This is a genomic window from Paenibacillus riograndensis SBR5 (genome assembly GCF_000981585.1).
GTDB classification, from domain to species: domain Bacteria; phylum Bacillota; class Bacilli; order Paenibacillales; family Paenibacillaceae; genus Paenibacillus_AQ; species Paenibacillus_AQ riograndensis.
In genome coordinates this window covers 6,057,463-6,072,219 of the sequence record NZ_LN831776.1, presented here as the reverse complement: position 1 = coordinate 6,072,219, position 14,757 = coordinate 6,057,463, and the positions used below count along the sequence as shown (strand labels likewise).

Here is a 14,757-nt window from a genome sequence, read left to right as displayed (position 1 = left end):
AACTTGAAAGAGGAAGAGATTCAGGATTCCAATGAAATTAAAGATCAGGCAATACATGAGAATCAGGCAGCTGATGAGGCTGAAGCAGTCCGCGAGGACGGGGCGGCAGCTGCAGAAGAGGCCATCGGGGAGGCTTCAGGCAAAGGTGAAGAGGCCAAACGCCTGCAGGAGCTGGCAGATGAATATCAAGGGCGTGTGCTGCGTGTGCAGGCTGATTTTGACAACTTCCGCCGCCGTACCCAGAAGGAAAAAGAGGAACTGGCACAGTATGCCACCTCTAAGCTTGTAGGTGAGCTGCTTCCGGTACTGGACAACTTCGAACGTGCCATTGCCACAGTTCCGGCTACTCCGGAATTCGAAGCTTTTAACAAAGGCGTGAATATGATTTTCCAACAGCTGGAAGGGGTATTGAAGTCTGAAGGACTTGCAGCTATGGAAACGGTAGGACAGCCTTTCAACCCTGAATATCATCAGGCCATCATGCAGGTGGAGAGCGAGGAGCACGAGGAAGGCATCGTGACGGAAGAGGTCCAGAAGGGCTATCTCCTGAAGGATAAGGTGCTTCGTCCCGCCATGGTTAAAGTCAGCATGTAGTCCTGTCTATATATGCCGGATGTTAATGAAATGAACAAATTACTTAATCCAAAATCCAACTGGAGCCATGGCTCCATATCATTTTGAGGAGGCACTTACAGTGAGTAAAGTTATCGGTATTGACTTAGGAACCACCAACTCTTGCGTTGCCGTAATGGAAGGCGGCGAAGCTGTCGTTATTCCGAATCCGGAAGGCGCACGCACAACCCCTTCGGTTGTCGGCTTCAAGAAGGACGGCGAACGTATTGTCGGCGAAACAGCCAAACGCCAGGCGATTACGAACCCTGACCGCACCATCGCTTCGATTAAGCGCCATATGGGCACGAACCACAAAGAAAGCATCGACGGCAAAGACTACTCTGCACAAGAGATCTCGGCCATGATTCTGCAAAAGCTGAAATCCGATGCCGAAGCTTATCTGGGACAACCGGTTACGCAAGCGGTTATCACGGTTCCTGCGTATTTCAACGACAGCCAGCGTCAAGCTACCAAGGATGCGGGCAAAATTGCCGGTCTGGAAGTTCTGCGTATCGTCAACGAACCAACCGCAGCGGCGCTTGCTTACGGTCTGGAGAAATCCGAAGACCAAACGATCCTTGTCTATGACCTTGGCGGCGGTACGTTCGACGTATCCATCCTTGAGCTGGGCGACGGCTTCTTCGAAGTAAAAGCTACAAGCGGCGACAACCGTCTTGGCGGCGACGACTTCGACCAGGTAGTTATGGATTATCTCGTAGCCGAATTCAAAAAAGAGCAGGGCATCGACCTGAGCAAAGATAAAGCAGCAGTACAACGTCTGAAGGATGCTGCGGAAAAAGCGAAAAAGGAACTGTCCGGCGTACTGACCACGACAGTATCCCTTCCGTTCATCACGGTCGTTGACGGCGTGCCTCAGCACTTGGAAGTTAACCTGACCCGTGCCAAATTCGATGAGCTGACTGCAGGCCTGGTAGAACGCACGCTGGGACCTACCCGCCAAGCGTTGAGCGATGCAGGCATGACTCCGGCCGATCTGAACAGAATCGTGCTCGTGGGCGGTTCCACACGTATTCCAGCCGTACAGGATGCAATCAAGAAGCTTACCGGCAAAGAGCCTCACAAAGGCGTTAACCCGGATGAAGTGGTTGCCCTTGGTGCAGCCGTACAAGCGGGTGTATTGACCGGTGACGTAAAAGACGTGGTCTTGCTGGACGTAACTCCGCTGTCCCTGGGTATTGAAACTGCAGGCGGCGTGTTCACGAAGATGATCGAACGCAACACTACGATCCCTACAAGCAAATCACAGGTCTTCTCGACCTTTGCCGACAACCAGCCAAGCGTGGAAATTCACGTGCTGCAGGGTGAACGCCAGATGGCGAACGGCAACAAAACCCTGGGACGTTTCATGCTGAACGAGATCCCACCGGCACCGCGCGGTGTACCGCAAATCGAAGTAACCTTCGATATTGACGCCAACGGTATCGTAAATGTATCGGCAACCGATAAAGGCACTAACAAGAGCCAGAAGATCACCATCACTTCCTCCAGCGGCCTGAGCGACGCGGAAGTAGAACAGATGATGAAGGATGCCGAGCTGCATGCTGAGGAAGACCGCAAGCGCAAAGAATTGGTGGAAGCGAAAAACTCTGCAGACCAGCTCGTGTATTCTACAGACAAAGTAATCAAAGACCTGGGCGACAAAGCCGACGCTTCCGAAGTTGACAAAGCGAACGCTGCCAAGGATAAGCTGAAAGCAGCCCTGGAAACCGACAATCTGGAAGAAATCAACGCAGCTACAGAAGCGCTGACCGAGATTGTACAGCAATTGTCCGTGAAGCTGTATGAACAGGCTGCACAGGCAGAGCAAGGCGCAGAAGGCGGACAGGGAGCCGCTGAAGGCGCGAAGAAAGACAATGTCGTAGACGCTGACTACGAAGTTGTTGACGACGAGAAGAATCAAGGGTAACCTTAAACGATAAGTTTATTCTGTACAAAGGGAAGGTCAAGACCGGGGCATCCCGTGTTTTGACTTTCCTTTTAACATGTTACAGGGAAACCTGAGTATTAGAGTATTGATGTACGGAGGTGAAAGCAGTGGCAGAAAAACGCGATTATTATGAGATTCTAGGGCTTAGCAGAAATGCATCAGATGACGAAGTGAAGAAGGCATACCGCAAGCTGGCGCGCCAGTACCACCCGGACGTCAATAAGGCCAGCGATGCGGAGGAGAAATTCAAGGAAGTGAAGGAAGCCTACGATGTGCTCAGCGATGGCCAGCAGCGCGCGCGGTATGACCAGTATGGGCATATTGATCCTAACCAGGGTATGGGCGGCGGCTTTGGCGGCGGCGGAGACTTTGGCGGGCTTGGCGATATTTTCGATATGTTCTTCGGCGGCGGCGGACGCCGTGATCCGAACGCACCGCAGCGCGGCGGCGATTTGCAGTACACCATGACCATTGAGTTCAAGGAAGCGGTATTCGGCAAAGAGACCGATATCACCATTCCGCGCACCGAAACCTGCGACACCTGCTTTGGCTCCGGTGCCAAGCCTGGAACCAAACCGGAAACCTGTTCCGTATGCCACGGCAGCGGCCAACAGGAATTCGTGCAGAATACACCGCTTGGACAGATGCGCAACCGCAGACCTTGCTCCCATTGCTCCGGCACAGGCAAGATCATCAAGGAGAAATGCTCAACTTGCGGCGGTCAAGGGAAAGTCAAGAAGCAGCGCAAGATCCATGTGCGTATCCCGGCCGGAGTCGATGACGGCGCTCAGCTGCGCATGACCGGCGAAGGCGAAGGCGGTACACGAGGCGGCCCTCCTGGGGACCTGTACATTGTGATCCGTGTGAAGTCGCATGATTTCTTCGTCCGCGAGAACGATGATATTATGTGTGAGGTTCCTCTGACCTTTGCCCAGGCGGCACTTGGCGATGAGATCGAGATTCCGACACTGACGGAAAAAGTGAAGCTCAAGATTCCGGCAGGCACTCAGACCGGAACCTTCTTCCGGCTGAAAGGCAAAGGTGTTCCCCATCTTCGCGGCTCCGGAACAGGCGATCAGCATGTACGGGTGATTGTCGTGACGCCAAGCAAGCTCAGTGAGGAGCAGAAAGACCTGCTCCGCCAGTTTGCCTCTTATGACGGAGAGAATACACATGAGCAGGAGCAATCCTTCTTTGACCGCATGAAGCGTGCGTTCCGCGGAGACTGATGTGTGAGCCTAGGCTTATCCGGCAATAAATATAGATTACAGCCAAAAGGCTGTGCATCCTGTTTCAGGACGCACAGCCTTTTGGCTGGATATAATGATTCACCATAGGTCTTGAAGCCTTCGGATGCGCTTCAGGACTTTTTGTGTTGTATAGCGCCAGGGTTTCTCCGTTCAACCTGGAGAAACCCTGGGCTTATTTAACTTACTAGATCAACCCAACTTTGCTCAGCAATGAGAAGAGAGCGGCAGCTGCCGTCTCGCGTGTTGCCGGAGCAGTAGGATTGAAGGAGTTGCCCACATCACTGCCGATGACGCCAGCTTGGGACAGGGTTTGCAGGCTGTCCTTCGCATAAGGTGCTACTTTGGCACTGTCGGTGTACGTAGTGAATGAAGGGTTAGCAGCCTTCAGTTCTGTTCCTGTCAGCTTCAGGGCTCTGTCCAGAATGACAGCAAGCTCTTGACGGGTTACTTTTTGAGTTGGAGCAAATTTACCTTTACCAACGCCCAGGATCAGGCCTGCTTTGGAAGCAGCAGCAACGTCTTTGGCATACCAGTCAGATGATTTCACATCGGAGAAGGTTGCATTGGCATCGGTGCGCAGACCGAGTGCACGGGTCAACAGTGCTGTGAACTCAGCGCGTGTCAGATTGCTCTGCGGTGAGAATGTTGTGGCTGAAGTGCCTTGGATAATCAGCTTGTCGGCCAGAGTCTTAATGGCATCGGCCGATTTGGAAGAAGCGATATCCGTAAAGGCAGCAGCCGGCTTGCTCACTGCAGCGTATACTGAGAAGCCTGGACGGCTTACGGTAACGATTGTGGTTCCATCAGTCTGAGGTGTGAACACGGAACCAACCGGGGTAACCAGTCCATTGTCCTCAAATAGCACACCGGCAGTATTGTTTTGAATGGCACCAGGTACTGTAAAGGATCTCTTGATGAAAACATTATTTGGAACGTTCAAGTAAGTGCTGCTTGTAGCTGTAGACCATGAAGCTTCGAAGGATACTGGTGTTCCAATTACTTTTGAACCGGCAGTATTTGCCGTCAGCTTGCTTGCGGCGTCTGGCTCTTGCTTAATAACGAGCTTCAGGCTTTGGCCGGCAGGAGAAGCTGCCAGCAGGGATACCGGCAAGGATACTGCAGAACCGCTAATGCTTACAATGACCGAGCTGCCAGCTTGAATGCCGGCCAATAGTTTCACTTGATCTGCAGTCAGGCTCAGTTCAGCAGCTTTGTCAGTGATAGTGCCCACGGATATCACAACCGCTGTCTTGGAGGCAGCCGCTTTTGCCAGAGCGGTCTTCAGATCGCTGTCGCTAACGGTTACTGTTGTCACGCCATTCTTCGAGGAAGTTACAGGCGTTACAGTTACCTGCTGGGCTCCTGCTTCGACAAGGGATTTAACTGTGCTTGGGACCACAGGTGTGCTAGGCGTTACAACTGTACCGCCACCGCCACCGCCTCCACCGCCGCTGCCGCCACTGGAGACCGTTATATAGCGGAATGAGGTGTAGGTGCTGTAGTAAGTGTCATTGTTCAAATCAATCTTAATCGGCGTCTTCGTGTTGTCTTCTGCGGTGATACCGAGAATTTCAAGCTTGTAGACCCCGTCCGTAATGTTTGCTACTGCCGGGTTGCCGTTGGCATCAACGATAGGATCACCATTGAGGTCATAGGGATGGTAGGTGGCACCTATAACCGTGCTGTAGCTGCCCGGTGCAAAGAATTTATCCGGTGAACCCGTAGTGGATACCTGGAAGGAACCTCTCTTGACATCATCAAGACCAACCAGATTTACTTCATAGTAGTTAATATCTTTAGCTTTCAGTTGGTAGTTCAGAACAGCACTTGCATTGGAGTAGACGATCGGCTGGCTGATCACTGCCTCCTGTATGCCTGTGCCCCAATCCGGTTGTTCAGCCTTATCATTTACATGGACCGTAAATGGCAGATGCAGCGTCGGTTGTCCTTCGGCTGTCAGAATAACATTACCTTGATAAGGCTGTTCTGGATTAGCGTCGGGTGCAACAGCAACATTCAAATTGAATCCGGTTGTACCGTGTGCGGAAGCTGTCAGTGTTGTTTTATCCAATGCAGCAGTAACCTTTCCATCTCCATAGTTCCATTTAACGGAAGCGGTGTAAGCGACATCGCTGCTGCTGAGGTTCTTTAACTGCAGCGTTTTGCTGCTCTTCGAGCCTGGAGTCAACACCCCAAAACCTGTTGAAGGGTTGTAGTTGGTGACACTCTGGGCAACGTAATTTTTGTCCAGAATAGTAATTGGCTCAACAGCTTCGAGCAGAGCCGGCGTCAAAATTGCATTCTCAACATTGGCCCGTCCAGGACCTTGAATATACAGGTCTTCCGGAGCCTTATTGTACAAGATAGGATCTGCAGTGTTGGCCAGAACGGCACGAATGTCAAACGGTGTATATTCCGGATGTGCCTGCTTGATCAGCAAGGATAACCCTGCGACATGCGGAGTAGCCATGCTGGTACCGCTGCTGCGTTGATAAGCCTTGGAATAATCTCCGCCATAAGCAGGATAGGTGGACAGCACTCCGTCACCAGGAGCAACAATGTCCGGTTTGATGCTCAGATTGCCATCAACATTTGGACCCCAGGAGGAGAAGGTGCTCATTGTATCGCCTGTTGTCATTTCATGTTGATATTCTGAACCAAAAGTGAAATAAGTAGGTCTGTCTCCATTTGCAATAATCGCTCTGGCCAACTTACGGCCTTCCGAGCCTTTAATGTCGAACGTTGGAACATTCTGGTATCCATTTCCTAGATTAATTCCGATAAAACCGGAACGGTCTGTATAGCTCTCATCCAGAATAGCTTCACTCTTATTGTCCACCTTCCTGGCGTTACCGTTGAAGATTACGAGTGCCTTGACTCCATGTGCCTTGGCATTCGCTATCTTGTCCTGGAAGGTGAGATCACCACGTGATATTAGAACGATGGTCTTGCTGAGATCGCCTTCGGGATAATCTTCATCAGCTCCAAGGTTGGCATAAACGACCCGGACAGGATCGGTACCAATAATGTCGGCGCTAGCAAAATCGGATTTTTCCAGCTCATATGCCATTATGTGGAACGGAAAATAGGTATCATAAGTAACGGAGGTTACCGAGTTTGCAATTTCCGCCTTGAATTTGCCAGAGTAAGCATCGATAGGGCTGGTTACTGAACCTACAGAGATTGCCAGCTGGGAAGCCGCAGGGGAACCGAGCGAAAAATATCCGGCTTCCCCATTGTTGCCATTGGCAATAACGGCTGTTACGCCTGAAAGTACGGCATTATTAATGGCGATGGAATCCGGGGAGTTCACATCTTTTTCGGAATCAGAACCCAGGGACAGGTTGATAACATCCATGCCATCCTTGACCGCATGCTCGATGCCGTCAATAACTTGAGCGGATGAACCGGAGGATGTGCTTGGTTTATCAAGATTGCGTCCCAATACCTTGTAAACATAAAGATCCGCTCCGGGAGCCACACCCTTTTGAGCAGTATTCCCATTGGCGGCAAATTGTCCAATGATGGTGCCGGAAACATGTGTACCGTGAGAAGTTCCGCCATAGCCTACGCCATATGGGTCTTCTGCGGGGGTCAAAGGCTCTTCTTCATAAGGATCATTGTCCTGATAGAAGGAGTCATAGCCGCCTTTGTATGCCGCTGCGATGTCCGGATGCTTATAGTCTACACCGGTATCGATAACACCTACTTTCAGCCCGGCACCGTTAAATCCCTTAGCTTCGGCCCAATCCGCATGGATTTGCGTAAGTGGAGCGTTGTCGTTTCTGTAAGTGGTTTCGGTAACTGTCTGATCAGGGAGGGCGTACCAGGTGCTGTTAGGATAAATGGAAGTAACGCCGGAAATCTTAGCCAGCTCCGGAATCTTGTCCGCCGGAACAGTGACTTCGAAACCGTTCAGTATAGTGTCATACTTGTAGTTGACGGTCAGGTCAATGCCTTTGGCTTCTGCCTGGTCAAGCACATCAGCCTGTTGGCTCTTCACCGCAGCTTCGGTAGCTGTTTTGGCCAGAGCCGAGATTCCCTGCTTGGCGGCATATTTGCCCACAGCTGCAGGCTGGCCGCTTAATTGGACAATGACACGAACATTAATTGAGGATTTGGTGTTGATCTGTGGAGAAATAAAAGTCTGGTTTGATGGATTCAAAGATGCAAGATGATTGCTGGTTGATGGTGTCTGCAAGCTGCTGGCGGCAAATGCCGCTCCCGGAATCATACCGGCTGTCACGCCGAGTGACAATGCCAATATAGACAGCTTACGAGGTAGTCTTGTCCACTCCAAATGTAATCCCCTCCATGTTATGTTGTTGGTTCTGGCCACATCTCTCCTGCAACAGACAGCGGTTCGGATTCTCCTTTTCTATTGATCCATTTTATTTCCGTCTAATATACTAGGAAAAATATTAAGAAGATTTTACCACCGGTAAAATGTAAAATCTACATTAAATTTATAAAGTTTTTTGAGAGTGTTCTTTTTTTATGAAGCAAAATATGACATATAAATACGATATAGGACATTTGGGGGGCAGGAAAAACAAAGAAAAGCAAAAAAACAACAAATAAATTGCGACTTAAGTCATAAAATATGACATAAATTAGGGGTGTGAAATATTTGGAAAATGATATCGGGTGATACGGATTGAAGCTGTTTTCAGCGTTTATCATCTCCTTTGGCAGATTGAATGTCAGGGTAAAAATGTGGACTTCCCTGTTAAAAATTACATTTATTTTACAGTTTAGCGGCGGAATGTTATATACTACTTTTGTACCATATTAGGGCAGAATTGCAGCGGAAACCTGCTGGTCCAAGTCCTTTTGCAAACAAATTAAGATTTAGATGATGGCGCTTCATGGCCATGCGCATAATTTTCTCCCCGTGAATGCAAAATACAAAGACACATTTGTGTATGGTATTCCAGAAAGAAAGCAGGGGTAGAAATGTCCGAAAAAAGTATACTGGCTTATTTCAAAAGTCCCGAAGAAGCGGAGGCAGTATCCCGTAAGCTTCAGTCACTCCGGGTCATTGATATGTCGATTAACCGTTTCAGCAAATATCCGGGCAATGCTCAATATTCCGGCAATAATCCGCTGACGGGGGATATTCCCAGTCTGGCAACCATGACGCTTAATTCAACACCCGATACCCGCTCGGCCGGGATTCTGGCAGCTGCGGATGCGAGTGCCAGCGGCATGAGCCATGGCGGGGAGGGCGGACCCACGGGACGGGACATTTTGCTGACGGTTGTATTAGATTCGGGGGTTTTTGATCAGGCGTTATCGCTGATTGAAGAGGCTGGCGGGATGATCTGATGCCTGGAGTAAACTTCTCATATTAATAAAGCATGGAGGCTGGAGCTCAAATGGACAGAGAAAACTCAAAAATCTTCTCCAAAACTGACAAGATGAAAATGCTCTATGAAGCAAAAGCGGAGGATGTAGTCTACTCTGCCGCAGATGCGGACGAGGATGATCTCGAGGCACAGGACCGCTCACTGGAAGCGGACAAACGCCAGCTTCATGAAATTATGAAGAAGGAATAGCCTGAAGAGGCTTATCGATGCGTCAGGTTTGAATTTTTCCGGGTCAATGTAAAAGTGGATATAATGAAAGCGCCCCACGCCTGTGGGGTATTTTTGTGCTTAAGGCTGAGATTTCTGCCTATCAAAGTTCACCGCCGCCGAAGCCGTTCTTGATGGAGGAAAAAGAAGCTGAAGTTTCTGCTTGCCTGACGCTTGGGCGTGTATAATTGAGCAGAGAGGCTAAGTGGAGGGATAAATATGGATAACATGATGTTATGGGTCGGACTGGCGCTGGTTGTGGCGCTGCTCACTTTTTTGAACCAGAAGCAGGTGTACTCCCCGGGAGTCAAACGGGCGTATCGTGAGCTGCAGGAGCTTACGGGCAAGGTCCGCAGCGGGCAATCCGGGGACGCCGACGCGGACCGGTGGGAGAAGGCGCTTACTGAAATGAACAAGCATCCGAATGAATTCAATAAGCTGGAAGCGGAATTTGGCATTAGGCGGGCTTTTGTCACATATCTTGAGCAGCATTATCCGCAGGACCCGCGGCTTCCTGAACTCAGGGAAACGGCATCTTACCAGAAAGACTCTGTCTGGGGCATCAAAATCGGAGACTATAGCTCAAAAAAGTAAAGGAAATTCAGCCAAAGAGGACCGGCTGCCATGAGGGGCGGAGGGTCCTCTTTGTTACTGTATAGGAAATTATACAGTGCAAAAAAATGTGGATATATAAAGCGAACTTGAAAAAGTAAGAAAGGGAAAAGGGATGGAGGGGAAGTTTGGAACTGGAGGAGCGGTAGCGTCCGCCTTTGTCTGCGGATTTCCACCGCGAACAGCGGGTTATAATCAAGAAATCTGCAGACAACAGCGGCCGGAAGTCCAAACATTCTCCGGAGTCCCCCCGAAGTCCCTAATGTTAAGATCTTAAGTTCACTCTATATATTTTGAATGTCCGTTGTCCTGCTGAACTAGACGAATCTTCTATCAGTAACGGCTTTCCTGTCCGCAACGGCTGCGGATCGATCGTGAAGTAAGCTCATCGTGCCCGCAGAATCACCCACACAAGTAAGAGTAAAGATCATAGGGGACAAAAAGTATCCATATGCTTAGATGTAGGTGAATAAAATGCCCGCGGGGAGGGATTAAATTGAATGAATTTGTTGCCCGGTCGCTAGATGAAATACGCTTTTGGTCCAGGATCATGAAGGAGCATTCATTATTTTTGGGTCTGGGGTTTAGAGCGGAGGATACGCAGCTTAAGAATGAGGCTAACCAGTTTTACGCTATTTTTGAAGATATCGAGAGAAGAGCCTATGAATTTCAGCCCGATACTGACCCTCACATCATTCAGGCTTTTAACACAGAGGTTCGGGTTGCGGCTACTAACATTTGGGCATTCAAAAGAAAGGTGCTCGGCCTTATATTGCAATGCAAGCTTCCGGGACAAACCAACTTCCCTTTGCTGGTAGACCATGTGAGCCGGGAGGCTAATTATTTCCGTAACCGTTTGGAGGAACTTAACTCAGGAACACTCGAACCGCTGCCTGATGCCATTATTGACGAGAATGTCTTTTTCCTGAAGATCATGGCCGATCATGCCAAATTTATCAGTCATTTGCTTGACCCGTCGGAACGGAAACTGGTGGATCAAGCGCGGGAATTCAGCAATGACTTTGATAAGCTGGTGTTTCAGGCGGTGGATTTGAGCCACATGCGTCCTCAGTCCCAGACGGTTCCGCTTCTCAGCCAATTCGTGGACGAAAACCGGGTCTCTGTAAAATCGTTGCGTGACTTCAAGAAAACAGCACGTGACTTGATCGAGGAATGCCGGATAAAAAGCATCATCCATCCTTTGTTGGCGGACCACGTATTCCGCGAAGCCGAGCGTTTTCTCTTTATTCTTGATATGTTCGACCAATCCTTATCCGGGGTTAAAGTGAACAAGCGGGAAATTTTATTTTAGACATTCAGAAATTAATCAGATGAAGATCGGGGGAGCCCCATACGAGATGTTCAGACCCGTGGGACTCCCCCTGACTTTTGGTTTCTTTACGCTTGGAACCCTGGAGCTGTACTCAATTCGGAGAACCGGAAATTAAGGTAATATATTGCTCTTCCGAGAATACTTTGGCTGTTCCTGTTCCGTCAGCATCCGCTCTGTATTTAATCAAGTAAGTTCCAGCGGCGGGAATTTTCTTGCTTTGAAGCTCGAAGGAAATATCTGAAGTACCGGATGCGTTACCCGTGAAAGTGAGTGTGTGCCCGTCATTGCTGATCTGATCTGCGGTCGGATGAACCCAGCCGCTGATGTTATAGTAATCATTGGTGCTGAAGGTCAGCCCCTCCAAGGTTACTTCTATAATCGCATTGGTGAATTTTTCACTGCTGAAAAAATCGAAGCGGATCGTAGATGCTGTGCTTCCAGGTGTAAAATACTTCGTTTTGCTGCCACCGCCGCCATCAAATCCGTAGATTAGGGAAGGCAGGGTCGGAGCTGCCGATTTTTGCAGTGTGATTTCTATAACATGTTCCGCATCCTTCGCTGATTCGTTCCCGGACGCATCCGTGGCTGTAATCACAAAATGATAATTGCCTGCCGGAAGGTCACCGATGTTCGCTGCAGCCACAGAGCCATCTTCAGCGCTTGTGCCCACAGAAAGGGCAGCCCCTAATTCACCCTCGTCAACCTGACTGTTTTCGTTCACGTCATTCCAACTGTACACTTTCACTTCTGCGCCTTGTTCACTAATTGCGGCAGCGGCGCCGGTAAGCTGGTCCTGCGTCCCGTTATAGTTATCAACAGCCGTAAACTTGAGCACATCCACTTCAGGAGCGGTTATATCAGGTGCTTCATTTTTGGTCAATGAAAAGCTGAAAGCATGTTCCGCATCTTTGGAAGATTCATTTCCCTCTGAATCAGTAGCGGTAATTAGGACAGTATAGTATCCGGCTGATAGATCACCGATGTCCGCAGCAGGCACGGAGCCATCAGCAAGGCTAACACCCAGTGGCATGGCTGTGTAAAGCTCTTCCGCGTCAACCAGACCATTTTCGTTAAAGTCATTCCATGGATAAGCTTGGACCACTGCTCCTTCTTCACTTACGGCAGATTCAGCTCCGAATAATTGATCGAAGGTTCCGTTGTAGTTGTCAACGGCCGCGAATTTTGCTGCGTCAACTTCAGGCGCTGTTGTATCCGGCGTAGGAACAGGCGTCGGCTCCGGCGTAGGAACAGGTGTCGGCTCCGGTGTAGGAACAGGCGTCGGCTCTGGTGTAGGGACAGGCGTCGGCTCTGGCGTAGGAACAGGCGTCGGCTCTGGCGTAGGAACAGGCGTCGGCTCCGGCGTAGGAACAGGCGTCGGCTCTGGTGTAGGAACAGGCGTCGGCTCCGGCGAAGGAGTGGCGGTCTGCTCCGGATAATAAACAGATGTATACACTGTGGAAGGAGTGGCGGTCGGCTGTGGTGAAGCTGTAACGGTTGGTGTCGCAGTCACAGTAGGCGTAGCTTGGGGTGCAGGAGTTGCAGCCGCCTCTTTGACCTTAATGAACTTGGAGGCAACCAGGGCTACGCTTTGGCGGTCCGCATTTGCGGCCGGGTTGAATAAATTACCGCCCTCTCCCTGGATGAGGCCATATTCTAGTGCGGCAGCAACTGAAGCCTTGGCATAATCGGCGATTTTTGCGCTGTCGGCAAAGGGCAGGAAGGAGCTTTTGTCCGAAGCCTCAATACCCAGAGCCCTTACAAAAATTACGATCATATCCTGTCTGGACAGCGGGCTGCCGGCGGCGAACCGGCCATTTCCCGGACCATTAATCCATCCGGCCTGATAGACAGCCTCTACAGCATTGTAGGCATAACTGTTCTTAGGCACATCGGTGAATGTGGGAACGGAAGGTACAGTTGTGGTATCGAGGCTTAGCGCTTTTGCCAGAATAACCGCAAAATCCTGCCGTTTAAGCTGGCCTGCGGGATCAAACCTGTTGTCCCCAATTCCGCTGATGATGCCTTTATCAAGCAGCTCCAATATGGCTTCTTTTGCATAGGAGTTGTTGATATCAGAGAACAGGGCTGCGGCATTCGCCTTTGGCGATGCCAGAGGGGCCGCCAAAAGCGTGATGGCCAGCAAAGAACGTGCAATCTGTTGTTTGTTCAAAAAGCATCCTCCTCAGTAGTAGAAATAAAGTAGTAGAAATAAATTAGTAAGTGAAATCACTTTATCAGATGGCTCTAAACAAACTCTAAACAAATTTCGACAATGATAGACAAAAGTTTCGGCTGATCGGGTTTTAGTTAGAGAATATTCTTACTTTTGTAAACCAATCGGTCGAATTTACCGTTAATATGGAATATAGCCTGATGATGATAACAGGCGAACCGCAGTTATTTAAAATTGAGTTTACGGGGAGAAATCACAGATGGACAATGTATTAGCCCAGGAAGTTACAGATGCCCTCGTTGTAAAAGCCTTGGAGAAAAATCTGGCCCTGATCCGCTTCACTCTTGACCGCAGAGTGGCTTATGTCAATGAGGTGTTCGCCAGTACAATGAAATACAGATCAGAGGATATGTATGGGATGCAGCACCGGGATTTCTGTTTCCCGGCATTTGCGAACAGTCCGGACTATGAAATTTTCTGGCAGGACCTGCTTGCCGGCAAAAGCTTTCAGGATAAAATTGAGCGGATGGACTCGGAGGGCGGTTCGGTTTGGCTGGAAGCTACTTATATGCCTATTTTTGATGAGGCGGACAAGCAGATCATTGGTGTGACGAAGGTTGCTACCAATATTACCAACAGACAAACTAACATGAGCAATCTGGTGGAACGGATGCAGCAGATGGCCGACAGCCTGAATCAGCGCGCGGAACAAGGCATTGGCCGGAGCCGGGAGCTGCTGCTGAGCATTGACAAAATTGCCGGGGTCTCCAGTGAGAACAGCCTGACGCTGGCCAATCTGCAGAGTAAAGCCGGGGATATTCAAGGCGTGGTGCAAACGATCCGTGATATTGCCTCACAGACTCACCTGCTGGCTCTCAATGCTGCGATTGAAGCGGCTCACGCCGGAGAATTCGGCCGGGGATTTGATGTGGTGGCCAAGGAGGTCCGGAAGCTGTCGGCCATGGTGCAGGATTCCATCAGCGAGGTACGGGAGAGCGTCAAGGGGATCACAGAGGAGATCGGCAGAATGTCTACAGGAATGGACCAGGTCCAGGGTACAGTGGAAGAAAGCCAGCGGCAGATTGAAGTAGCTCTCCGCGAGTTTACAGAGATTGCCGCCTCCGCCCAGCAGCTGGACAATCAAGCGCGTGAAGTGCTGGATATCATCTGATGCTTCCGCAAAGTACTTAAATACGGGTTTTGAATCCTACATAGGCAGCGTGGGCCCTTTAACGAAAGGAGGCCATGCTGCT

Annotated in this window: 10 protein-coding genes; 8 read left to right on the top strand and 2 right to left on the bottom strand. The window is 50.0% G+C overall.

Features of this window, described 5'->3' with window-relative positions; translation table 11 throughout:
• The first annotated feature begins 3 nt into the window (after positions 1–3).
• From grpE to dnaJ, 3 genes are all read left to right on the top strand, one after another.
• Positions 4–594: a nucleotide exchange factor GrpE gene (gene grpE, locus PRIO_RS25735; RefSeq protein WP_020428123.1), complete on the top strand. Its 591-nt coding sequence runs from the start codon at positions 4–6 to the stop codon at positions 592–594.
• A gap of 100 nt (positions 595–694) precedes the next feature.
• Entirely contained in the window at positions 695–2,539 is a 1,845-nt protein-coding gene (dnaK, locus tag PRIO_RS25730) for a molecular chaperone DnaK (RefSeq protein WP_039832751.1), read from the top strand.
• A gap of 128 nt (positions 2,540–2,667) precedes the next feature.
• On the top strand, positions 2,668–3,789 hold the full coding sequence (gene dnaJ, locus PRIO_RS25725; RefSeq protein ID WP_020428125.1) for a molecular chaperone DnaJ: 1,122 nt from the start codon (positions 2,668–2,670) through the stop codon (positions 3,787–3,789).
• A 205-nt stretch (positions 3,790–3,994) separates the two neighbouring features.
• Here dnaJ and PRIO_RS37235 read toward each other — a convergent pair whose 3' ends face one another.
• Positions 3,995–8,110, bottom strand: a complete 4,116-nt coding sequence (locus PRIO_RS37235; protein WP_039787870.1) for a S8 family serine peptidase — start codon at positions 8,108–8,110, stop codon at positions 3,995–3,997.
• A 656-nt stretch (positions 8,111–8,766) separates the two neighbouring features.
• Here PRIO_RS37235 and PRIO_RS25715 point away from each other — a divergent pair.
• The 4 genes from PRIO_RS25715 to PRIO_RS25695 all read left to right on the top strand — a co-directional run bounded on the left by PRIO_RS25715 (position 8,767) and on the right by PRIO_RS25695 (position 11,310).
• On the top strand, positions 8,767–9,138 hold the full coding sequence (locus tag PRIO_RS25715) for a hypothetical protein (RefSeq protein ID WP_020428127.1): 372 nt from the start codon (positions 8,767–8,769) through the stop codon (positions 9,136–9,138).
• Between the two features lie 50 nt (positions 9,139–9,188).
• Positions 9,189–9,368, top strand: coding sequence for a YfhD family protein (locus tag PRIO_RS25710; RefSeq protein ID WP_020428128.1), 180 nt, complete (start codon positions 9,189–9,191; stop codon positions 9,366–9,368).
• A 237-nt stretch (positions 9,369–9,605) separates the two neighbouring features.
• Positions 9,606–9,980 (top strand): hypothetical protein, encoded by a 375-nt coding sequence (locus tag PRIO_RS25705; protein ID WP_020428129.1) that lies wholly within the window; start codon positions 9,606–9,608, stop codon positions 9,978–9,980.
• Between the two features lie 514 nt (positions 9,981–10,494).
• The gene (locus tag PRIO_RS25695) at positions 10,495–11,310 is read left to right on the top strand and encodes a DUF2935 domain-containing protein (RefSeq protein ID WP_020428130.1); all 816 of its coding nucleotides are present in this window, start codon (positions 10,495–10,497) and stop codon (positions 11,308–11,310) included.
• Between the two features lie 112 nt (positions 11,311–11,422).
• Here PRIO_RS25695 and PRIO_RS25690 read toward each other — a convergent pair whose 3' ends face one another.
• Complete coding sequence (locus PRIO_RS25690) at positions 11,423–13,501, bottom strand: S-layer homology domain-containing protein (protein WP_046505323.1); 2,079 nt, start codon at positions 13,499–13,501, stop codon at positions 11,423–11,425.
• A 262-nt stretch (positions 13,502–13,763) separates the two neighbouring features.
• Between PRIO_RS25690 and PRIO_RS37230 the strand changes: the two genes are divergently transcribed.
• Positions 13,764–14,675, top strand: a complete 912-nt coding sequence (locus PRIO_RS37230) for a methyl-accepting chemotaxis protein (protein WP_020428132.1) — start codon at positions 13,764–13,766, stop codon at positions 14,673–14,675.
• Positions 14,676–14,757 lie beyond the last annotated feature (82 nt).

What these genes read in the sequence shown, in the direction of transcription:
- PRIO_RS25715 (WP_020428127.1), top strand. Translation starts at nt 8,767, where the DNA reads ATGTCCGAAAAAAGTATACTGGCTTATTTCAAAAGTCCCGAAGAAGCG.
- PRIO_RS37230 (WP_020428132.1), top strand. Translation starts at nt 13,764, where the DNA reads ATGGACAATGTATTAGCCCAGGAAGTTACAGATGCCCTCGTTGTAAAA.
- PRIO_RS25710 (WP_020428128.1), top strand. Translation starts at nt 9,189, where the DNA reads ATGGACAGAGAAAACTCAAAAATCTTCTCCAAAACTGACAAGATGAAA.
- PRIO_RS25705 (WP_020428129.1), top strand. Translation starts at nt 9,606, where the DNA reads ATGGATAACATGATGTTATGGGTCGGACTGGCGCTGGTTGTGGCGCTG.